The 21382-nt window shown below is 42.4% G+C and carries 16 protein-coding genes; 9 read left to right on the top strand and 7 right to left on the bottom strand.

Features of this window, described 5'->3' with window-relative positions; all coding sequences use genetic code 11:
• Positions 1-36 precede the first annotated feature (36 nt).
• Together UYI_RS0111505 and UYI_RS0111500 are read left to right on the top strand one after the other, a co-directional pair.
• Complete coding sequence (locus UYI_RS0111505; protein WP_016866813.1) at positions 37-2976, top strand: peptidase domain-containing ABC transporter; 2940 nt, start codon at positions 37-39, stop codon at positions 2974-2976.
• 189 nt (positions 2977-3165) lie between these two features.
• Positions 3166-5388 carry an HlyD family efflux transporter periplasmic adaptor subunit gene (locus UYI_RS0111500; protein WP_016866812.1) on the top strand — a complete coding sequence of 741 codons (2223 nt, stop codon included), beginning with the start codon at positions 3166-3168 and terminating at the stop codon, positions 5386-5388.
• 358 nt (positions 5389-5746) lie between these two features.
• Here UYI_RS0111500 and UYI_RS0111495 read toward each other — a convergent pair whose 3' ends face one another.
• From UYI_RS0111495 to UYI_RS0111480, 3 genes are all read right to left on the bottom strand, one after another.
• Entirely contained in the window at positions 5747-6028 is a 282-nt protein-coding gene (locus UYI_RS0111495) for a hypothetical protein (RefSeq protein ID WP_016866811.1), read from the bottom strand.
• Positions 6029-6116: 88 nt separating this feature from the next.
• Positions 6117-7163 carry an ABC transporter permease gene (locus UYI_RS0111485; protein WP_016866810.1) on the bottom strand — a complete coding sequence of 349 codons (1047 nt, stop codon included), beginning with the start codon at positions 7161-7163 and terminating at the stop codon, positions 6117-6119.
• A gap of 134 nt (positions 7164-7297) precedes the next feature.
• On the bottom strand, positions 7298-7816 hold the full coding sequence (locus tag UYI_RS0111480; protein ID WP_016866809.1) for an adenine phosphoribosyltransferase: 519 nt from the start codon (positions 7814-7816) through the stop codon (positions 7298-7300).
• Between the two features lie 525 nt (positions 7817-8341).
• On the opposite strand from UYI_RS0111480, the gene UYI_RS0111470 reads away from it, so the two are divergent.
• Together UYI_RS0111470 and UYI_RS0111465 are read left to right on the top strand one after the other, a co-directional pair.
• Positions 8342-8968, top strand: coding sequence for a DUF3038 domain-containing protein (locus UYI_RS0111470; RefSeq protein ID WP_026085897.1), 627 nt, complete (start codon positions 8342-8344; stop codon positions 8966-8968).
• On the top strand, positions 8965-10548 hold the full coding sequence (locus tag UYI_RS0111465) for a DUF4335 domain-containing protein (protein ID WP_016866806.1): 1584 nt from the start codon (positions 8965-8967) through the stop codon (positions 10546-10548). The genes UYI_RS0111470 and UYI_RS0111465 overlap by 4 nt, the downstream gene beginning before the upstream one ends.
• Before the next feature lie 119 nt (positions 10549-10667).
• On the opposite strand, the gene UYI_RS0111460 is transcribed toward UYI_RS0111465, so the two are convergent.
• Positions 10668-12941: a transglycosylase domain-containing protein gene (locus tag UYI_RS0111460; RefSeq protein WP_016866805.1), complete on the bottom strand. Its 2274-nt coding sequence runs from the start codon at positions 12939-12941 to the stop codon at positions 10668-10670.
• A gap of 441 nt (positions 12942-13382) precedes the next feature.
• Between UYI_RS0111460 and UYI_RS0111455 the strand changes: the two genes are divergently transcribed.
• Positions 13383-14027 (top strand): hypothetical protein, encoded by a 645-nt coding sequence (locus UYI_RS0111455; protein WP_016866804.1) that lies wholly within the window; start codon positions 13383-13385, stop codon positions 14025-14027.
• A gap of 286 nt (positions 14028-14313) precedes the next feature.
• On the opposite strand, the gene lspA is transcribed toward UYI_RS0111455, so the two are convergent.
• The 3 genes from lspA to UYI_RS37615 all read right to left on the bottom strand — a co-directional run bounded on the left by lspA (position 14314) and on the right by UYI_RS37615 (position 15699).
• Positions 14314-14787, bottom strand: coding sequence for a signal peptidase II (gene lspA / locus UYI_RS0111450; protein WP_026085896.1), 474 nt, complete (start codon positions 14785-14787; stop codon positions 14314-14316).
• A 109-nt stretch (positions 14788-14896) separates the two neighbouring features.
• Positions 14897-15484 carry a biotin transporter BioY gene (locus UYI_RS0111445; RefSeq protein WP_016866802.1) on the bottom strand — a complete coding sequence of 196 codons (588 nt, stop codon included), beginning with the start codon at positions 15482-15484 and terminating at the stop codon, positions 14897-14899.
• Positions 15485-15546: 62 nt separating this feature from the next.
• Positions 15547-15699: a hypothetical protein gene (locus UYI_RS37615; protein WP_162140393.1), complete on the bottom strand. Its 153-nt coding sequence runs from the start codon at positions 15697-15699 to the stop codon at positions 15547-15549.
• 1417 nt (positions 15700-17116) lie between these two features.
• Here UYI_RS37615 and pstS point away from each other — a divergent pair.
• The 4 genes from pstS (at position 17117) to pstB (ending at position 21255) form a co-directional block, all read left to right on the top strand.
• Complete coding sequence (gene pstS, locus UYI_RS0111440; protein WP_016866801.1) at positions 17117-18328, top strand: phosphate ABC transporter substrate-binding protein PstS; 1212 nt, start codon at positions 17117-17119, stop codon at positions 18326-18328.
• 188 nt (positions 18329-18516) lie between these two features.
• Positions 18517-19470, top strand: coding sequence for a phosphate ABC transporter permease subunit PstC (pstC, locus tag UYI_RS0111435; RefSeq protein WP_016866800.1), 954 nt, complete (start codon positions 18517-18519; stop codon positions 19468-19470).
• Between the two features lie 122 nt (positions 19471-19592).
• Positions 19593-20393, top strand: coding sequence for a phosphate ABC transporter permease PstA (gene pstA / locus UYI_RS0111430; protein WP_026085895.1), 801 nt, complete (start codon positions 19593-19595; stop codon positions 20391-20393).
• 55 nt (positions 20394-20448) lie between these two features.
• Positions 20449-21255: a phosphate ABC transporter ATP-binding protein PstB gene (gene pstB, locus UYI_RS0111425; protein WP_016866798.1), complete on the top strand. Its 807-nt coding sequence runs from the start codon at positions 20449-20451 to the stop codon at positions 21253-21255.
• Positions 21256-21382: the final 127 nt, after the last annotated feature.

Raw genomic sequence — 21382 nt, 5'->3', positions numbered from 1 at the left:
CACTAGGTTGTGTGGGAGTTTCTAGGAGAAATTTAGATGAAGCCAGCTATTACCCAAACCGACATCATAAAATTCTTAGCCGACACTCCCCCTTTCACCAAACTACAGCCTGTCACCTTAGAAACAATTGCAGCGAAATGCCAACTGTTGCAATATCGTACTGGACAGTGGATGTTGGTGAGGGAAAGAATGCCAGCGCAGGTGATGGTAATTTATCAAGGACAAGCGCGGCTATTGGGCTACGACCAACGTAGGGCTGCTCAGGTGAGTTTGACGGTGGTAGAACCAGGAGAGTTCCTGGGTTGGCTAGGATTATTACGTGGGGTAAGTTGCGAAGCAGCGATCGCTTCTAGTGAAGTCATTGCCATTACTCTGGAAGCAGAAGAATTTCTGCAATTAATGGCCAAAGAACCAGAGTTTGCCCAAGCAGTGCGATCGCGTCCTCAGATCATAGAAGTCTTTGATCTCCTGAGTTTGGAACTCCAACGACAAGCAGATGCAGCTACCGATTTAAAAGACTTAGTCCGTCAGCTTTGGCAACAAATAACGGTGGTGAATCTGCCACCAGGGAAAGTAGATTCCCAGAAATTTAATGATGACCACCTTTGGCTAATCAGCGCTGGTATGTTCGATGGAATGAGCGTTGGTAGCCGATTATTGATAGATAACAACCATCCAGATATTTGGCACAGTGACACCGAAGTCCGCTTAATTGGTATTCCCTGGAAGTCTAATACCAAGAAGTCTAGCAAGGGCAATACTTCCACTCTGGCAATCTCTCCCGCCCCAGAATACCCACCCAATCCTGCTGTCGAACATATCGCACCAGCTGACAGCATATTCGTATCAGGACAAGGTCCCCTGGATGTTTCCTTGGCCTGTTTCCAGATGTTACATCGCATCTTAGGGGGTTCTTTTCGCCGGGATTTAATTCGCAAAGTCTTGACAAATCAACTCAAATCGAATAGACCGATTTCCTTACAAGTAGCAGGGGCCGTTGTCGAGATGATGAGTTTGCAAGCCCAGTTAGTCAAAGTTCCTGCTAACGTCATCAATCGTTTGAGTGCGCCAGCCATTATTTACTGGCAAGAAAGTTTGGCCTTACTGTACAAAATCACAGAACATGAAATCGTTGTTGCAGCCCCAGAAAAAGGCATTTCTTATTATTCTCTAGGGGAGTTTGGCAACATCTGGGGGCAATCAGGACAAGTCTTGGTGATCGAAAAACCAGAAGAGGAACGTCCAGAAAAATTCAGTCTGCGTTGGTTTTTACCTTCCATCTATAAATACCGCTTGGTATTGATTGAGGTTCTAGTTGCTTCGTTTTTTGTCCAAGTATTTGGCTTGGCAAACCCAATCATTACCCAGATCATCATCGATAATGTCTTGATGCAAAAAAGCCTCGATACTCTCGATATTTTGGGGATTTTCTTGCTTGTGATCGCCGTATTTGAGGCCATCTTGACGAGTCTGCGTACCTATTTATTTGCCGATACTACCAACCGAATTGATATCCGCCTGGGTTCAGAAGTCATTGAACATCTGTTGCGATTGCCTTTGAGTTACTTTGAACGTCGCCGCGTCGGCGAATTGGCAGGGCGGATTAATGAACTCGAGAATATTCGTTCTTTCTTAACAGGAACAGCATTGACAGTGGTGCTAGATGCGGTGTTTTCGGTGATTTACATCGCCGTGATGCTGTTTTATAGTTGGGTGCTGACACTCGTTGCACTGGCTTGTGTACCATTGTTTGCCCTGTTGACAACTTTGGTGGTTCCCGTCGTCCAGCGACAATTACGCAAAAAAGCCGAACGCTATGCTGATACCCAATCTTATTTAGTTGAGGTACTCACCGGCATTCAAACAGTCAAAGCCCAGAATATTGAATTAAAATCCCGTTGGCAATGGCGCGATCGCTATACCCGCTACATCAGCGCTGGATTCAAAAACGTACTAACTTCCAGCACCGCCAACTCCATCAGTGGATTTTTAAATCAATTCTCTAGTTTTGTATTGTTGTGGGTAGGCGCTCATTTAGTGATCTCGAATCAACTCACCCTTGGTCAATTAATCGCTTTTCGCATCATTGCTGGTTATGTTACCAGTCCTCTGTTACGTCTGATTCAACTTTCACAGAACTTTCAAGAAGTGGCATTATCCATCGAACGTCTTGGTGATGTTTTAGATACCGCGCCAGAAGTACAGCCAAGCGATCGCTACAATATCCCCTTACCGGAAATTCAAGGCGCAGTCAAATACACAGGCGTTTCCTTTGGTTTCAATCCTGACGATGCTTTGCAACTGCTTAATATCAATCTTGATATTGCCCCTGGTACTTTCGTTGGCATCGTTGGACAAAGTGGTTCCGGTAAAAGTACAATGACAAAATTATTACCCAGACTCTACGAACCATTGACAGGGCAAATCCAGATAGATGGCTATGACATTAGGAAAGTAGAGTTAAATTCCCTGCGCCGTCAAATTGGTATGGTGCTACAAGATACCCTCTTGTTTGAAGGGACGATTCAAGAAAACATTGCCCTGATTCGCCCAGAAGCAACTACCGAAGAAATTATTGCTGCTGCCAAAGCCGCCGCCGCCCATGATTTCATCATGGCACTACCCAACGGCTACAACACAAGCGTAGGGGAACGGGGTTCTGCCCTTTCCGGTGGACAACGGCAACGCATCGCCATCGCCCGTACAGTTTTACAAAATCCGCGACTACTGATTTTAGACGAAGCCACCAGCGCTTTAGATTACCAATCGGAACAACAAGTATGTCGCAACCTTATGGAAGTTTTTCAGGGTCGCACCGTCTTCTTCATCACCCACCGTCTGAACACAGTCAAAAATGCCGATGTCATCATCATCATGGATCGGGGTGCGATCGCTGAACAAGGAACCCATGACGAACTCATGGCCATGAAAGGACGATATTACTGTCTTTATCAACAACAAGGGCAAGAAGAGTAGTCAATTGTCAAGGGTCAATTGTCAATGGTATTAGTTTTTCTCCCTTGTCTCCCAAGTCGTCCCCCCTGTCCTCCTTGTCCTCCCACTCCCCACCTCCCCACTGCCCCTAATCCCCACGACCGACAGGGAGTGGGGGCCGGTGAGTTCCCCACCTCCCACTTCCTACACCTCCTCTACATAGAAAAAACCATGCTTGATCCATCTTTGTTGCTGCTAGCTTGTACAAACTGTTCAGAAGCGTCACTCAACACCCCCGAAACACCTACTAATCAGTGTGAGCAAATTCTTGTAGATGAAACAACAACTCCATTAAACCCAGATTTGCATACCTGTGTGACTGAACCGGAAGCCACTAAGGTAAGTTTTTCATCATCAAACCAACCGAGATTGCAATTTGGTAGTCAAGGTACAGCTGTTTCCCAACTGCAAACTCAGCTGCAAAAATTGGGGTATTATCACGGTGCAATTGATGGTAAATTCGGCGTACTTACCCAAGCAGCAGTCATTGAATTTCAGGAAGAGAAAGTATTAGACTCTGCTGAAGGTGTTGTTGATGCTGCAACTTGGCACTCCCTCCAACCATCCCCGCCCAAGGTTACGACTACTAAAACTGGCTCTGGGGATGAATTTGTAGATGAGAATCGCAATTACACCATAAGTCAAAGCAAAAGTCAAGAAGATGATTTTGTAGATCAAAGCGATCGCCAAAACACAAGTCAAAACCCAAATCAAAAAACCAGCCAAAACGTAAATCAAAACAACAAATACCATGTAAATTACTTAGAAGCAGCCCCAAGCCAAACATCTATTTTCTTGCCTTTGGGTGGTTTCATGTTTTTGCTGACAGCTGGCGGATTAGTATTTATTTGGAAGCGTCTGCCAAAAACCCAACGTCAATGGCAATTGCTGTTGCAAGGAAATACAGCAATTTTCAGTTCGGGAATTACCATACCTCGTGATACACCTGCTGAGACAAACGACTTTGATCAGCCAGTCATTTTAAAACAATCCCGTGTTTGGTCACATGCTATTGTTTGGAGCATTGTCGGTGTGACCAGTTTTGCTGTAGTTTGGGCTTGTACTGCCAAAATCGACGAATCTGTTCCCGTGCAAGGTAAACTCGAACCCAAAGGTTTAGTGAAAGAAATTCAAGCACCAGTGGGGGGAGTGATCAACAAGATTCATGTTCAGGAAGGACAACGAGTCGAAAAAGGCGATCTTTTGGTTAGTTTTGACCCCACAGTTGCCCAAGCAAAATTGCGCTCACTGCAACAAGTGCGAGTCAGCCTAGTACGAGAAAACAATTTTTATCGTACCCAGATGCGAACTTCCACAGCTAATTCTACTAAAAGAGAGTTCCAGATGTCACCAGAGTTAGCATCACTCACAGAAAACCGTGTTGCCTTGGTACGGGAAAATGAACTTTATCGTGCGGAATTGCTGGGTGAGACAGCAATACGTAACCTTGATCCAGAGTTGCGAGAACGTTTGATTAACAGACAAACAGAAAGAGACTCTCGCATTGCCACAGCACGGCTAGATGTAGAACAATTAACCAAGCAGTTAAATCAAGTGCAAGTGCAATTAATGAGTGCGAGAGGTAGCCTGGCAACAAATTTGGAAATTGCCGATAATTTAAACACTTTGGTGCAAAAAGGAGCCTTTGCTCGTTTACCTTATCTAGAAAAGCGGCAAACAGCAGACGCTAGCAAAGCCGAAGTGAATCGGCTTGTACAAGAAGAACAACGTCTGCGGCTGGCGATCGCACAATCACAAAAGAAATTAGAAAATGCGATCGCTCTATCTAAAGAAGACTTACTCAGTAAAATTGCTGAGAACGACAAGCGCATTGCTGAAATAAATAGTCAACTCACCAAAGTGATGGTCGAAAATAAAAAACGCATCCAAGAAATTGATGGCGAAATTAGCGAAATTCTTTCGACCCTAAAATATCAAGAAATCAGAGCCACAACTAGTGGAATTGTTTTTGACCTTAAGCCTCGTAGTTCTGGTTACGTGTACAATACCAGCGAATCTATTCTCAAAATCGTGCCGCCAGAAAATCTTGTAGCCCAAGTTTTTATCACCAACAATGATATTGGTTTTGTCAAAAATGGAATGCCCGTGGATGTGCGAATTGATTCTTTCCCCTACACAGAATTTAGTGACATTCGAGGCGAAGTAGTTCGGATTGGTTCTGATGCTTTACCACCTGATCAAAACACTCCCTACTACCGTTTTCCAGCTGAAATTCGTTTATCAAAACAATCAATTAACGTTAGTGGCAAAGAAATTCCTCTCCAGTCTGGTATGTCTTTGAACGCTAATATTAATGTCCGTAAACGGACTGTAATGAGTATTTTCACAGAAAAATTCTTAGGCAAGATAGAGAGTCTGAAATATACTCGCTAGTCTCAAATTGTGTTACTTCAGTTTGTAGTCCAACATGTCGCCCTCAAATAAATAATACGTGAGTTCAACGAACCTCTCCTCCCTACCTCCCTCTCCTAAAAGGCGAGGGAGGAGCAACATCAGCTTAGAGGCTTATTCTTGCCCCTCCCCTTGTAGGGGAGGGGTTGGGGGAGGGGTCAATTTCATGTGCATCGAACTCACGTTAAATAATCTGGACTTACCACAACTAACGAAAAAACAAACCGCACCAGGACACAGAGTACACGGAGGGTCTTGAAAATGGGTGTGGGGATGGTTTGGGTGTGGGGTATAGGAGTGCTATCAGCCAAGGATTAAAATCCTTGGCGGTTTTTGGCTTTTAACCTTGCTGTAAAAATTCAATTTTTGGTAATAACGGATCAGTAACCATAGCCACACCGCCAAAACCCCAACGTTTGAGCAAAGCCTTTAGCTGGGAACCAGCAATAGATTCCACACCAAAACGATTCGCTAATTCTCCCGCGTGGGTGTTGAGATAGCTAAGAGCATCAGAGTGTTCGCGAAACATCACAACATAACTCACACCCTCTGAGTTGGGATGGGCTGTGAGATAACGACCGTCAGTTTGTGACCTTACCAAATAATAAATTTCGGAGAACATAGTTAATGTCAATTGTTATTGGTTGGTTGTTGGTTGTTGGTTGGAATAACAAACAACTAACAACAAACAACCAACAACAAATAAAGGACTAATTTAAATTTTCTAAACGAATACGAGGATCGGCGGCTTTGAGCAACAAATCTGCTATCAAGTTACCAACTATTAATAGCACTGCACCCATTACCAAGCTTGCCATCAGTAAATATAAATCTTGATTTTGCACTGCTTGCAAAGTTAATCTTCCTAAACCAGGCCAATTGAAGAAAAATTCAGCAATAAATGCACCACTTAATAAACCCGCCAACTCAAAACCCAACAAAGTAATCAAGGGGTTGATGGCGTTCCGGAGAGCATGAACGTAAATAACTCGATTTTCTGGTAGTCCTTTAGCGCGAGCTGTTTGGATGTAATCTTGACGCAGTACATCTAGTAGTTCACCACGAGTGATGCGCTGTAACCCAGCAAAGCTTGTGATGCTTAAAGCAATGGTGGGTAAAATCATGTGCCAGCCGACATCGAGAATTTTACCAAACCATGTTAAATCAGTGTAATTGATGCTAGTCATCCCACCTACAGGAAATAGGGGAGTAGTCAACTGAGCAAAAATCAGCAATAACAAAGCAGTGATGAAACTGGGAAATCCTTGTCCAGCATAGCTAATGACTTGTAAAATCCGGTCTGTAAAGCGATTTTGCTTCACAGCAGCAACGATGCCCAATGGAATAGCGATCGCCCAAGTCACAATCAAAGAAGAAATCGCCAATAATAAAGTTGCTGGAACTCGCTCCCAAATCAGTGACGCTACAGAACGTTGGTAAACAAAACTTGTGCCAAAATCCCCTTTTGTGATAATGCGCCACAGCCAAAGAAAAAATTGCTCTGGCCATGATTTATCCAAACCAAATTGTCGCCTCAGTTGTTCAATTCTCGCTGGATCGATTTTTGGGTTTTGCTGTAGTGTGGATAAAAAATCTCCAGGAGCAAGTTGAATAATAAAAAACGACAAAGCTGACGCCAAAAACAAAGTTAACAGCGCCTGTAATAACCTTTTAATCACATAAAGAAAAGTTTCGCTAGTAAATATTCTTACTAGCCAATCCCAAAATGCTTCCGGGGAAATTCTTGTAGTAGTCATTTGTCATTAGTCCTTTGTCATTAGTCATTAGTTATTAGTCATTTGCTATTGTTCTTTATCCTTTGCTATTTGTAACAAATAGTAACTATTAATCAATGACCAATGACCAATGACCAATGACCAATGACCAATGACTAATATTCAACAAGGCTGACAATCGGCACATCTGGCAGATTTTTACGCCCTTGTAAATCTCGTAGCTCGATAATAAACCCAAATCCTACCAGTTGGCAGCCAATTTTTTCTACCAATTTTGCAGTTGCACCTGCGGTTCCACCTGTGGCAATCAAATCGTCCACAATCAAAACTCGACTTTGGGGGTGCAAAGCATCTTGATGTACTTCCAAACAATCTGTACCGTACTCTAGTTCATATTCAATCGAATGTACTGCTGCTGGTAGTTTGCCTGGTTTACGCACAGGGATGAAACCTGCTCCTAATTGATAAGCCAGAGGTGTGCCAAACATGAAGCCTCGTGACTCCATTCCAATCACGTAATCTGCTTTAAGTCCAGCATCTAAAATTTTTTGTGTAAACAAGTCTATGGTGTAGCGCAGTCCTTGGGGGTCGCGCAGTAGTGTAGTAATATCTCGAAATAAAATTCCGGGTTTAGGAAAATCTGGAATATCACGAATCAGAGATTTTAGATCCATAGGTAAAGATAGCGTAGATGAAGGTGGAGCAAGAAGGCAGCTATGCAGAAGGCAGCTTCATCACCAAAGATGAATCCTACACCCCTACACCCTCTTTCAAATCAGAAGGCAAAAGGCAAAAATGCTTGTAGTCATAAAATGACAACCTTTTTTTACTGAATTTCCTTTACCTTCTTAATTAGCCACTTCAGCCGACGGAAATACATCAGGCGGTGGCGGGCAGATACCTGACAAATCGTACACTATTATGTCGTACGCTTTGAATTAGTAATAAATGCCATCCATTGACGATTACCGGAAATTACACCAAGGTAAGGATGAAATGATACTAAGTAAACTATAAGAAACAACTGTGCTTGGAAAAGTTGCATTTGTGTATGCGGAAAACTTTAAGTAGAACGGGTAAGTTAATGTATATATCGGGCAACTATGCCCTGATCACAACTAAACACATGCCACGCCAACTAGGCTATATATCTTAAATTAGTTTTACCGACTCTGTCGTAGCCGTACAAGGTATTTATAATGAATGTCTCCGCTAGTTTATCGCCTTATAACAGTCCAACTCCCCAGTCACCGCCGATGATTTTGGATACTTTACCTGATCCTGCTATTGAGGGACAGGTCTGCCCTCGTAAAACTAGAGTGCAAATTGACTTAATTCTACTGGCAATTGAAGCTTTGGAACTTGGTGGTTCAGAAGCCATTTTGTCATTTGCACAAGAGTTGGAATTGAAAGGAATTATTAAAGACAGGGTGAATTTGTGGCGAATGCGTAGCACTAATCCCCTCAGAAGAGCCCATAATCGCCGTTCTTTGACAATCATGGAAGCCAAAGCCTTGGTGGTAATTGCTTGCTATTTAGCACGACGCTTGACGGTTGTAATTCGTCAGTTGCTGATGATCTACCAGCAACTGGATGAAAAGCAGATTCCACTGGAACAAAATTTGCGATTATCTAATTACCTAGAACGGTTTAGAGCGCATTTCAAAAGCCGGATGAATCTGCGACGTTCCGGGATAATAGCATTAAATTCAGATGAAAAATTAGATGAGTTGGCTATAGATTTGCTGGGTAAATTACTATTTTGTACCGGTACGGCTGGTATGCAGCGGTTTTGGATCAGTCTTTTTGACGGTGAAGTGGAATGAATATTCAACGTAAGTATAGTCTACCGAATTGTACGCTAGTTCTAGAGGGTTTAAGTGATGCTACAAGGGCAGCACAGTTTCAGGAACTGCGCCCAGCATTATCTATCTTGGTAAATGCCGAATGTTATCTTTCAGGTTATAGTCAACCATTATCGGGCGGCAGAGAATTTTTTGAAAGTTTGGTTAGGACAGTTAGTGCCTATGCTCAAGAATTTTTGAGTGGTGTTTCTCACCCACAAGCACACAATTTTGATTCAGAATTGGTGCAAATGCAGAAAGTTGAAAACAATCGCCATCGGTTGTTTGTAAATTCAGAAGTTCCCAATTGGGAAGCTTCACAGCCTAGTTATGTTCATGATGGCAAGCAGCCTATTCAAATAGATTTAAATACGGTGCAATTATTTGATTTGGTAGAAGCTGTTGATCAATTCTTTGCTGATACTCAAACTTTACCAGAGCTATCACTAGAATTACAACCGGTTCCCAGGCGCTATGGCTCTACTAATGAGGTTTTGCTCAAGCAAGCAGTACCAGCTACTGTAGGGGTAACTAGTTTGGCAGCAGCAGCGATCGCATTTGCCATGATACCACCTCCCCCTCCACCACAACCAGCTACACAACAACACACTGGCTCCACAACCTCAAGTGTTGCTCCTACAACCCCAGCTAATAATACTCCAGCTGCTACCACCACTCCTTCAGAGCCTAATAACCAACTTATAGCTACAAATCCTACCCCAAGTGTTAATGCACAAATAGCTGCGACTCCAGCCTTTACTCCCACTCCCACTGTTAATGAACAGATAGCTGCAACTCCCGAATTTACTCCTACACCCACTTCTACAACTGTTGCTAACCCCATACCGACTTCATCGTCTGTAGGAAATCAAGATTTAGAAGCACTTTTAACTAGTGTTCCGGAGATTACAGATGCATCCCAGTTACGTGCTTTAAACCGTCAAGTTTATAACCAAATTCATCCCAACTGGAAAAATCGCCAAGGACTGAAGGAGGATTTAATCTTTCGTGTGGGTGTAGCGGCAGATGGTGCGATTGTTGGTTACAAAGCTGTCACTCCAGGAGCAAATGAAGCTGTCAACCAAACTCCTTTACCAAATCTAATTTATAATCCTGCTGTTCGCCCTCCCATTACCAACGAACCGATCGCTCAATATCGAGTCGTTTTCACCAGAGATGGCGTACTGCAAGTTAGCCCTTGGCGGGGTTACACAACAAAACCGGATGTTGTCGGAGCTAAAATTAGTGACAGCAATCAAGTTAGACAGTTAAACCAAAAACTGTATGATGGTATCCGCCAAAACTGGCACGGTAAACCCAGCTATACCATCGATTTAAAATATCGTGTGGCAGTGAATAAAGATGGCATCATTGCCGATTATGAACCACTCAACCAAGTAGCATTTGATTACTTCCGAGAAACACCCCTGCCACAAATGTTTCAATCATCTAATGCCTCAAATCTATCAGTGCCAATTAGCAAAGAACCTCTGGCTCATTTCCAAGTTATCTTTCAGCCTAGTGGCAAACTAGAAATTACTCCCTGGCAGGGGTATCAGTAAAGAGGGGATCGGAGATCAGGGATCGGGGATCGAGAATCGGGAATTGGGCATTGAAAATTGGTTAGTGCATTACTCTCTTCCTTGTCTTCCTTGTCCTCCTTGTCCGCGCTCCCTGCTCCCTATCGAACGACTCTACCCATATAATTCCCCCACAGTTGGGCAGCTTGAGCGCTACTACCAGATGTAGGGGAATTGTTGTCGTTGCCCAGCCAAATGCCAGTCACTAGTTGACGACTAGGAATATAACCAATAAACCATAAGTCAACGTTGTCGTTGGTTGTACCAGTTTTACCAGATACTGCGAAATCACTGATCGCAGCACGCCCACCAGTACCATTTGTGACTACTCCTCGGAGTAAGCGAGTCATAGTATCGGCGATATCTTTTCGCAGTACGCGTTTGTTGGCTTCGGCATCCTGATCAAAAGAGTAAATTACACGGCAAGTTTTTAAATCTTTGCGATCGCGGCAATCACTACTATCTAATATGCGGCTAATAGCATGGGGACGGTTCCATACACCGCCATTACTAATAGCGCCAAAAGCACCAGTCATTTCTAAAACATTGACTTCGCTTTGTCCTAGCACTAATCCTGGTACTGGGTCTAAATTTGATTTGACTCCTAAACGCTTTGCCATCTCTACCACTTTATTTAGCCCTACTTGCCTAGCAACTCGTAAGGCGATGGGGTTTTCAGATAGAGCAAGTCCAGTGGCTATACTTAAACTCACATCAGAACCTGCCCGACAAGGTTTATAGGTAAAACCCTGCCAGGTTAAAGGAGCGCAGGAATAACTTGTAGCGGGTGAAATTCCCTGTTCAATGGCGGCAGCGTAAGCAAATACTTTAAAGGTGGAACCAGGTTGTCTTTTGGCTTGATATGCTCGATTGAACTGACTCGTTCTGTAGTCTGTACCACCCACCATTGCCCGGATAGCGCCAGTACTGGAATCTAGGGTAACTATTGCTCCTTGCGAGAAACCAAAATTTCCCCCAGCGCTGTTGACATAGTTACGCAATGAGGCTTCTGCCTGTTGTTGCATACTAATATCAAGCTGAGTTTCAATGATAAAGTTACCTTCACCCGCTAAGTCTTTTCCCAAGATCGATTCTAGTTCTTGGAAAATATAACTGTAGAAATAGGGAGCGATCGTTTTTGCCTGCTGTTCACAAACTTTGGGGCTGACGTCCACAGGCGATCGCCTGGCTCGATTATAATCATCCTGCTTGATTTTGCCCGCCTCTAGCATCCGCCGCAGTACGCGGTTGCGATACTCTATAATGCGTGTTCTGCTCTGGTTATCGCCGCAGAAATTAAAACTGTTAGGACCAGGCAAAATACCCACCAATGTTGCAGATTCTGCCAAAGTTAATTCTTTGGCTGACTTGTCAAAGTAATACCGTGCTGCATCATCAAATCCAGAAGTATCTGCCCCTAAAAATACTCGGTTTAAATAAGTCAGTAAAATCGTGTCTTTGCTGTAAAACGTTTCTAATTTCAAAGAGACAATCGCCTCTCGCACTTTGCGCCCCAAAGAATCTTGTCTGCCTACATAATCACGGAACAAACTACGGGCAACTTGCTGAGTTATTGTACTAGCACCTTGTTGGACATCACCACTACGGGTATTGATCAAGACGGCTCGGAGAATCCCATAGGGATCTACTCCAAAGTGCCAGTAGTAACGGCTATCTTCAGAAGCAACCACCGCCGCAGGCAAATACGGGCCAAAATCTTGCAATCGTTTCATGTCTACGTGAGCAGTATTTCTTGGCTCACGTAGCGGTGTTTCCCCATCACCTGCGTATACAACCACAGGAGCGCGAGTAGGGTTAGGTAGGGGTCTGACTGAAAATTTTAGCCATTCCGCACCAATCACTAGCAGCATCAGGGCGCTGACACTACCAATGCCGTAAGTAGTCCAAGTTGCTGCTTTGATGTACCAAGGGGGTGGATCAACGTATTGTAGTCTCACTGAGGCAGCTAATTCTGGTGGCCCCAAGGTGAGAACATCACCATGACGTAATTCTAGGGATGTGAGCCGACGCTTACCGCGATAAATGCCATTGGTGGAATTTTCATCTTTGATTACAAAAACAGGTTGCCGTTGAGTAGAATCCCGCGACAGTGACAGGTGAATTTGGCTGACAACCGGGTTGCGGACAACAATATCGCAGGATTTGGAACTGCGACCCAGCATATAGCGATCGCCCAACAGCGGATATACTTCTGCCTTATCCGACCCCGCATCCTGTACCCAAAGTTCTGGTACTCTGGCATTAGGCTTAAGTGATAGTTTAGAAAAATCAACCCGAGCTTGAATTGTGTGTACTGCTTGTGTTATTTGACCAAGCAATGTTTGTGGCTTTTGAGGGGGCTGGGGGGAACTCATCGGCTATAGAAACCACGGATATTACTGAAAAATCGGCGAATTGCCATCTCGATGTTAGTATTCCACCATTGTACTCATAACGCTATGAAGACGTTGGCAGCACAGAGTTGTTCCCGATTTTTCCTGACATCAAGATAATATATATCAATATGACTTTGGGCGTTAATTTTTTTACATCTTAATCGAGTATCAAAATTTGATCTTGTTTATGTTAGTTTTATGCTTAAAATACTCCAATTGCTTGCATGATCACAGCTAAGCCTTAAATTGGAGGTATTTATTTCTACTAAAAGATTATTATATAATGATTTAATTGTTACAATCTTACTAGCTGAAACATGTAAACGTCAAAAAATACATCTACTTTTAGGCAGATTTTATAAAACCTATTGTTTGATTTAATGGGCCGAGTATTCTTTGAAGGTGTTGAGGTTAAGTAATATGAAGGGGAGATTTTTGACCCTAACAGGTACAGCCCTGACTCTGGCATTAACCAGCAATATTGCTGCTGCCCAAATCACCAAATTTCCTGAACTAAGTCAACAACAAACAGAAACAACTGGTACACCTCCAGAAATCAAGCTTTCACCAGAAGGGAAGAAGATTCTGTGTGAGTATTTCCCATTAAATTCCCGGTGTCAGGGAGCATCTAGCAATACTACAACACCTGATAGCACAACTACTCCGGCTCCAGATAGCACAACTCCGGCTCCAGATAGCACAACTACTCCGGCTCCTGACAGTACAACTCCAGAAGAGACAACTCCAGCTCCTGACAGTACAACTCCGGCTCCGGATAGCACAACTCCGGCTCCAGATAGCACAACTACTCCGGCTCCTGACAGTACAACTCCTGCACCCGACTCAACCAGTCCAACTCAGATCACTCCTGCGCCAGATAGCACAGTTCCGGCTCCGGATAGCACAACTCCTGCACCCGACTCAACCAGTCCAACTCAAATCACTCCTGCACCAGACAGCACAGTTCCGTCTCCAGATAGCACAACTCCTGCACCCGACTCTAGCAGTCCAACTCAGATCACTCCTGGCAGTGGTACTGGTACTGGTACTGGTACTGGTAACTAATTACAAAAATCAGGCTTCCCATTGTTGTGAGATGACTCTGATACAAATTTATTAGTCTTTGACGTGTTTAACAATTTGCGGCTTTTTTAAAACGACAAGAGGCCATGTTGAATGGCCTCTTGTATCTTTATAGGGATTTAGCTTGAAAATAGGGATCGGGGAACTCACCGGTCCCCACGACTAACAGGAAATGTGAGGAGTGTAAGGAGTGTAGGAAGTGTTGGAGAAATCTTTATCCATGTCTCCCTTGTCTTCCTTGTCGCCCCTTGAATCCCCGATCCCTAGTTTAATGCCTACGACTGGAGGTTGGTGTTTTTTGAAAAGCGGCAATCAGCAGACAGACAATGCCAATGTTAATAAATACATCTGCCAAATTAAATACTGGGAAGTTAATTAGTCGAAAATCCAGAAAATCAACAACATAGCCTAAAGCAAAGCGATCTATACCATTACCCATAGCACCGCCTAAGATTAAACCATAGCCTAACTGCTCCCAACGGTTTAAGAGCGGACCGAACCATGCCAAAGCTATTAGTGCTAAACTTACTCCCAAAGATAGCCAACGTAACCACTCTACTTTTCCTGATAGCAAACTAAAAGCTGCACCAGTATTAGTCACATAAGTTAGGTGAAATATACCGGGTAACAGGGGCAATGTTTGTTGCAAGCTAAAGGTTTGCACCACCCAATATTTTGTGATTTGGTCTAAAAAAAAAGCAACAAAGGCAGTAATCCAGAAGAATTTATTTTTAAAACGCATGGCAAAGTAATTATTAGTCATTAGTCATTAGTCATTAGTCATTAGTCATTAGTCATTGGTCATTGGTCATATGACAAATAACAAATGACAAATAACAAATGACAAAAGACTAATAAAACATCAAGTGCCGTAGCACATACGCTATGACAGTAACAGCACAGATGACAGCTAGTTGGCCTGGTAGTGCAAACCAAGAATATTTGAGGATTGCTTGCATCAGGGTCATAGTTTCTGTACTATGCAACTGCAAAACATAGCTGAGAATCAAATAACTAATACCGCAGACGTGAACAGTTAACAAGCCACAAATACAACTAAACGCTAGTGTTTCCAGTCTAGGTCTAGCTTTAAAGGCAAAAAAGCCACAAATCCAAGCTCCTGGAATAAAACCTAGTAAATAGCCAAACTGTGATAGCTTAACATAGCCAGGACCACCGCCAGCAGCAAATACGGGTAACAGAGTTAACCCCATAACTAAATAAGCTATCTGGGAAATGGCGCCAGCATTTTTGCCTCCTAAACATCCTACAAGTAATACCCCACCAATTTGAAAAGTGACACCCAGAGAAAAAGTATGAATTCCGTGCTTACTCCAACTCCAAGGTAAGGTGGTAATATTTGCTTCTAAGAAGGTTCCACCCATAGTTAGCAGTAAGCCAATCATAGACCATAACAGTTGATTGGAAGCAGCTAGCATTTACAATACACTCGTGCAAATGATTCTGATGTAAAAGCGAAAATAACTAATTTAATGATGCGTCAGTAAAACTTGATTTGTAAGATATTCAGCTTGAGCCTTTGTTCTTTGTTGGTTAATGTATATTCACCATACCAAACCACTGCTAAGCAATAACCCAAGGAGCAAGTTAGTTGTTCATGAAGACAATGCCAAAACCGCAATGACTCACTCATAACTGCCTCAAATAAAAGTTTGACCATTTTTCTATAAGTGCTATATTTTATCCTTTTTTTGAGAAATATCATTATAGTTTAACCGCTGTTGACTGCGACAGGCGTGATCTTCAAGTCAGCCTCTCATGGGCGATCGCCTACAACGAGGGCATGAAAATCTCTGCCCCAATCCCCGATCCCTATTTTCAAGACAGTGTTGTCTAGTTTTCTTTTGTGGTACAAAAGTTTGCTCTTCAGAAACACATAAGGTATGGGGGTGTAGGAGAAAAATTTTGTTTCTTTCATTTGTTGCTAGTACTCTACGACACAAGTTTTGACAGCTTGCCAGACGTCAGATCCCCGACTTTTTTAAAAAGTCGGGGATCTAGCTAAACTGTCAAAATCAATTTGGTGAACTACTAGTGGCAATCGTCGCTAGTGGTCGGCTGATATTTTGCACTTACCGATAGCTTAAGTCTGCTGAAACGGACCTCGAAGACTTATACCATTTCACGTTAATCACGATACATTTAAATCCTGTACCAGAGGTGCCATGGCACATCTGTTCAACACAAATATGTTTCACGTTTAAAGGGAATTGGTATTACCTAGTCAGCTACTCGCAAACTAGAACTTCTCACAGTGAAATAAATTTCTTGGCAAAACCAAAAATTGGTGCAAAATATCAATCGAGAAAGTGTTGATTTAGTTAAGTAGTAACCTTAATTAGTTTGACCACAATATTCGTTTGTTGTTGGTGTTGTAATTTTGTTGCGATCACATTTTATCAAGCTTTTCTATTAGTGAATTACGATCAAGATTTACACTCTGTCTCTTTTCATTTCTTTTGTTAATAAAAAATTTTGTTAAACATGCACCTAAATTTTAGAATAGATTTTACTTAAAAACATAATGTTGTTATTTTTTCTCAGTCTTAAATTCAACAAAATATGCAATTAGTTTCATGATTTTAATCAATAAAGGTAATATTTATAAATAGATGCTCATGATTTTTAAATTGCGATAATTCTGAATTGCAAAATTAAAAACAGATTAAAATCAATCATGAAACAAATCTTTTTAAATATATGTTAATAAACAAAAAAATTTTTTCTATAGTTATTTATTCAATTTTTGATTTATTTTTCCTTCTTGATTCTTTTTTCTAATTATTTAATAAACCCTAGAAAAGGATTACTTTTTTGACTTTGTATAACCATTCAATTATATTCAATAGTAATACAAATGTACCAATTGTCTATTTGTTCTGAAACGAAAATAGATTGCAAGCAACAACTTCCATCAAGTAAAGAAAATAAAATTTTCATAAATTTACTACTTAAAAGAATAATAAACCTCTACCTTTAACCTTCCCTTTACCAAAAAGTTATATATTGTAGGGGCTTAGCTGGAAAAATAACACCGAATATTACAATCCATGCTTTCCCGTACGTCAGTAATCAATAAATCTCGCCTAACGAGAACTATTTCAGTCTTAGCACTGGCATTTAGCCTAGCTGCTTGCGGTGGACAGGAAGCCCAAAACAACACTTCCACTGGCGACGCGACTCCTGGTGCAGCTACTGATACCACAGCCTCTGGTCCTGCCAAATTGGATCTTGGTGGCAAAGTATCGTTAACTGGAGCTGGTGCATCTTTTCCAGCACCACTGTACAGTCGTTGGTTTTTTGACTTAAACAAAAAGTATCCCAACCTACAAATTAACTATCAGTCTGTTGGTAGCGGTGCTGGAGTTGAGCAATTTACCCAAGGTACTGTAGACTTTGGCGCCAGTGACGTGGCCATGAAAGATGAAGAAATCCAAAAAGTACCAGCAGACAAGGGTGTACTCATGTTGCCCATGACAGCTGGTAGTATCGTGTTAGCTTACAACTTGCCAGATGTTCCAGAGTTAAAGCTTCCACGGGCAGTTTATACCGATATTCTTCTGGGCAAGATCAAGTCTTGGAACGACCCAAAAATCACTGCTGCCAACCCAGGCGCCAAACTTCCTAACGAACCAATTACAGTAATTTATCGTTCTGACGGTAGTGGAACCACAGGTGTGTTTACAAAACACCTTAGCGCCATTAGCCCAGAATGGAAGAGTAAAGTCGGTGAAGGCAAAACTGTTAACTGGCCTGTGGGAGTTGGTGCGAAAGGTAATGAAGGTGTGACTGCCCAAATTACCCAAACACCAGCCTCCATTGGTTATGTAGAATACGGCTACGCCAAACAAAATAACCTCAAATATGCTGCTTTGGAAAATAAAGCAGGTAAGTTTGTTGTACCAACCGAAGAATCGGCATCTAAAACTCTAGAAGCAGTTACCCTACCAGAAAATCTCCGTGCCTTCATTACAGATCCAGAAGGAGACGAATCTTATCCCATCGTTACCTACACTTGGCTTTTAACTGCCAAAAAATACTCTGATCCAGCAAAAGCCAAAGCCATAGAAGCGATGATTGAGTACGGCCTGACAGAAGGTCAGAAAAATGCTGCTGAACTAGGTTATGTTCCTCTACCTGCAAACGTAGTTCAGAAAGTAGCTACGGCTGCGGATGCAATTAGCTCTGACTACAAAATTGCTGTAGGTTCAGCTGACAATACCAGTGCAGGTGCGCCACAACAAGGTGGAAATAAACAATAACAACAAGTTATGAATTCAGAATTCGGAATTTTGAGATATAAACCTTTGAATTTTAAAGCTATTAAATTTCAAGGACTAGCGTGGATCAACACAGGTTTATGCCAATTTCCGAATTCATTAAAATCCCTAATTTTATGATTAGTCTGGTTCGCTCCCATTTTTTGAACCATTGATGGGTAAAGTTATTCATGAATACATCTGCCCAAGGTAACAAATTTACAGTTAAACCACGCTCTGAGTTTGAAAAGTTTTTAGATAAAGGCTTTATTTGGGTAACACGGGTACTTGCTCTGGCGATCGCTGGTATTTTATTGTGGATAGCCATAGAGGTTGGTATTGAGTCTGTACCTGCTATCCAAAAATTTGGTTTATTCCGCTTTTTAAGTGAAAGTAATTGGAACCCTGTTAACAATATATACGGTGTGCTACCGCAAGTTTACGGTACATTAGTTAGTGCTTTTATTGGCTTGTTAATAGCTGTACCGATTGGTGTTGGCACTGCTATCCTATTAAGCGAAAATTGGCTACCGTTACCCATACGGACAGTACTGGTGTTTTTGATAGAATTGCTAGCAGCAATTCCCAGCGTAGTCTATGGCATTTGGGGAATTTTTGTTTTGATTCCTTTGCTTACACCCCTTGGTAGATCGTTGAACGGTTCTTTTGGTTGGCTGCCAATTTTTAGTACCGTTCCCACAGGGCCATCAATGTTTGCTGCGGGAATCATCTTAAGTATTATGACCTTGCCAATCATTACAGCAATTTCTCGCGATGCTTTAATTTCTGTACCCTCTAGTTTGCGTCAAGCAGCTGTGGGACTGGGAGCAACTCGTTGGGAAACCATTTTCAAAGTTATTTTACCTACTGCTTTCTCGGGAATCGTCAGTGCTGTGATGCTGGCTTTAGGTCGGGCAATGGGAGAAACAATGGCTGTGACAATGTTAATTGGTAACTCCAACAGAATCAGCCCTTCATTGTTTGCACCAGCTAATACCATTTCTTCTTTGTTAGCAAACCAGTTCGCCGAAGCCAGTGGTCTGCAAATATCTGCTCTCATGTACGCTGCTTTGATTCTGTTTGTTTTGACCCTCATAGTAAATGTTTTGGCTGAGTATATAGTCTTGCGAGTGAAGCGACTGTAGAATGTGGCCTTTTTTGTTTTGAAGCGTGTTGAAATATGGCTTATACAGATAAATCTCAAGGTACATCGCTCCGCAGTAGCTTAGCTCGCTCGTCATCACCCCGGACACTCATTAACATTGTGATGACAGTCATAGCATTTATCTGTGGAGTTTTGGCACTTGTACCTTTAATTGCAGTGCTTTCTTACGTCATCATTCAAGGCTTTAGCAGTTTGCGGCCAAGTTTGTTTACTGAATTGCCACCACCTCCATTGGCCCTAGGAGGGGGTTTTGGTAATGCCATCATCGGTACGATCATCATGGTAGGAATAGGGGCTTTGATCAGTATCCCCATAGGTGTTTTGGCTGCTGTTTATTTAACTGAGTTTAGCTCTGGGAAAATAGCTCGCTGGGTACGCTTTTCTACCAACATTCTCAGTGGTGTTCCCTCGATTATTGCTGGGGTATTTGCCTATGGCGTTGTCGTGTTGGCAATCGGCACTTATTCTGCTTTGGCTGGGGGAGTAGCACTGTCAGTATTGATGCTACCAATTATTGTAAGAACCACAGACGAAGCTTTACAGATGGTATCAGATGATTTACGACAAGCCGCAGTTGGTTTAGGAGCAACAAACTTTCAAACAGTGATGTGGGTAGTTTTACCAGCAGCTTTACCAGCAATTGTTACAGGCTCCACACTGGCGATCGCTAGAGCCGCAGGTGAAACCGCACCTCTTTTGTTCACTGCGTTGTTTTCTCAGTACTGGTTTGAAGGCTTATTTCAACCCACAGCTTCCCTGGCAGTTTTGGTTTATAACTTCGCGATCTCTCCCTACAAAAACTGGCAATCAATGGCTTGGGCAGCATCTTTGATCTTGGTGTTGATGGTTCTGCTTACTAGTATCATTGCTCGTTTGGCAACTCATCGCAAAAAGTACACATAATTTCCGTTTTGTCTACATCTCTAATCAAAAGTTAAGTCAGTAATCATATTATATTATGGTAACAAACATAAGCACTGCCAACCAAACAGATACTGTCCTACGGACTGAGGGACTGAACATCTACTACGGTAATTTCTTAGCAGTACGTGATGTCTGGATGGATATCCCGAAAAATCGCGTTACAGCCTTTATTGGCCCATCTGGATGTGGTAAAAGTACATTGCTAAGATGCTACAACCGCCTCAACGATCTCATTGAATCATTTCGGGCAGAGGGTAAGGTTTTTTACTATGATGAAAACCTCTATGCACCCCAAGTTGACCCGGTAGAAGTGCGGCGGAAAATTGGGATGGTGTTTCAAAGACCCAACCCTTTCCCCAAATCAGTTTATGACAATATCGCTTTTGGGCCTAGACTCAACGGCTACAAAGGGGATATGGATGAATTAGTAGAGCGATCGCTCAAACAAGCTGCTTTGTGGGACGATGTTAAAGACAAACTCAAACAAAGTGGTTTATCTTTATCTGGTGGTCAGCAACAGCGTTTGTGTATTGCTCGAGCGATCGCAGTTCAGCCAGATGTGATTTTAATGGATGAACCTTGTTCTGCCCTTGACCCTATTTCTACTCTGCAAGTTGAAGAACTGATCCACGAACTCAAACAACGCTATACTGTGGTGATTGTGACTCACAACATGCAACAAGCTTCGCGTGTGTCTGATATGACAGCCTTTTTCAATGTCCAAACATCCGAAAAAGGTGGTCGTACTGGTTACTTAGTAGAATATGACCGTACCGAGGCAATTTTCCAAAATCCTCAACAACAAGCCACCAAAGAATATGTAAGTGGTAAGTTTGGTTAAGAAATGTGCCCTGATCAGGACAGCAATTAGGATGCATATAATAAGTTACAAAGCTGGTTCTCTCGTGAAAATAGGGGGCTGGCTTTTTCAATGTGTTAATGTAGTTAGGCAAAATTAAATTTACGTG

Source organism: Fischerella muscicola PCC 7414, from assembly GCF_000317205.1.
GTDB classification, from domain to species: domain Bacteria; phylum Cyanobacteriota; class Cyanobacteriia; order Cyanobacteriales; family Nostocaceae; genus Fischerella; species Fischerella muscicola.
The sequence above is the reverse complement of the archived record's forward strand: the minus strand, read 5'-3'. Positions and strand labels throughout refer to the sequence as shown.

Bases quoted from the DNA above. Each gene is read 5' to 3' on its own strand.
- pstC (WP_016866800.1), top strand. From the start codon at position 18,517: ATGAATACATCTGCCCAAGGTAACAAATTTACAGTTAAACCACGCTCT.
- UYI_RS0111500 (WP_016866812.1), top strand. From the start codon at position 3,166: ATGCTTGATCCATCTTTGTTGCTGCTAGCTTGTACAAACTGTTCAGAA.
- UYI_RS0111445 (WP_016866802.1), bottom strand. From the start codon at position 15,484: ATGCTAGCTGCTTCCAATCAACTGTTATGGTCTATGATTGGCTTACTG.
- UYI_RS37615 (WP_162140393.1), bottom strand. From the start codon at position 15,699: ATGAGTGAGTCATTGCGGTTTTGGCATTGTCTTCATGAACAACTAACT.
- UYI_RS0111455 (WP_016866804.1), top strand. From the start codon at position 13,383: ATGAAGGGGAGATTTTTGACCCTAACAGGTACAGCCCTGACTCTGGCA.
- UYI_RS0111470 (WP_026085897.1), top strand. From the start codon at position 8,342: ATGAATGTCTCCGCTAGTTTATCGCCTTATAACAGTCCAACTCCCCAG.
- UYI_RS0111495 (WP_016866811.1), bottom strand. From the start codon at position 6,028: ATGTTCTCCGAAATTTATTATTTGGTAAGGTCACAAACTGACGGTCGT.
- lspA (WP_026085896.1), bottom strand. From the start codon at position 14,787: ATGCGTTTTAAAAATAAATTCTTCTGGATTACTGCCTTTGTTGCTTTT.
- UYI_RS0111465 (WP_016866806.1), top strand. From the start codon at position 8,965: ATGAATATTCAACGTAAGTATAGTCTACCGAATTGTACGCTAGTTCTA.
- pstS (WP_016866801.1), top strand. From the start codon at position 17,117: ATGCTTTCCCGTACGTCAGTAATCAATAAATCTCGCCTAACGAGAACT.
- UYI_RS0111480 (WP_016866809.1), bottom strand. From the start codon at position 7,816: ATGGATCTAAAATCTCTGATTCGTGATATTCCAGATTTTCCTAAACCC.
- UYI_RS0111460 (WP_016866805.1), bottom strand. From the start codon at position 12,941: ATGAGTTCCCCCCAGCCCCCTCAAAAGCCACAAACATTGCTTGGTCAA.
- UYI_RS0111505 (WP_016866813.1), top strand. From the start codon at position 37: ATGAAGCCAGCTATTACCCAAACCGACATCATAAAATTCTTAGCCGAC.
- pstA (WP_026085895.1), top strand. From the start codon at position 19,593: ATGACAGTCATAGCATTTATCTGTGGAGTTTTGGCACTTGTACCTTTA.
- pstB (WP_016866798.1), top strand. From the start codon at position 20,449: ATGGTAACAAACATAAGCACTGCCAACCAAACAGATACTGTCCTACGG.
- UYI_RS0111485 (WP_016866810.1), bottom strand. From the start codon at position 7,163: ATGACTACTACAAGAATTTCCCCGGAAGCATTTTGGGATTGGCTAGTA.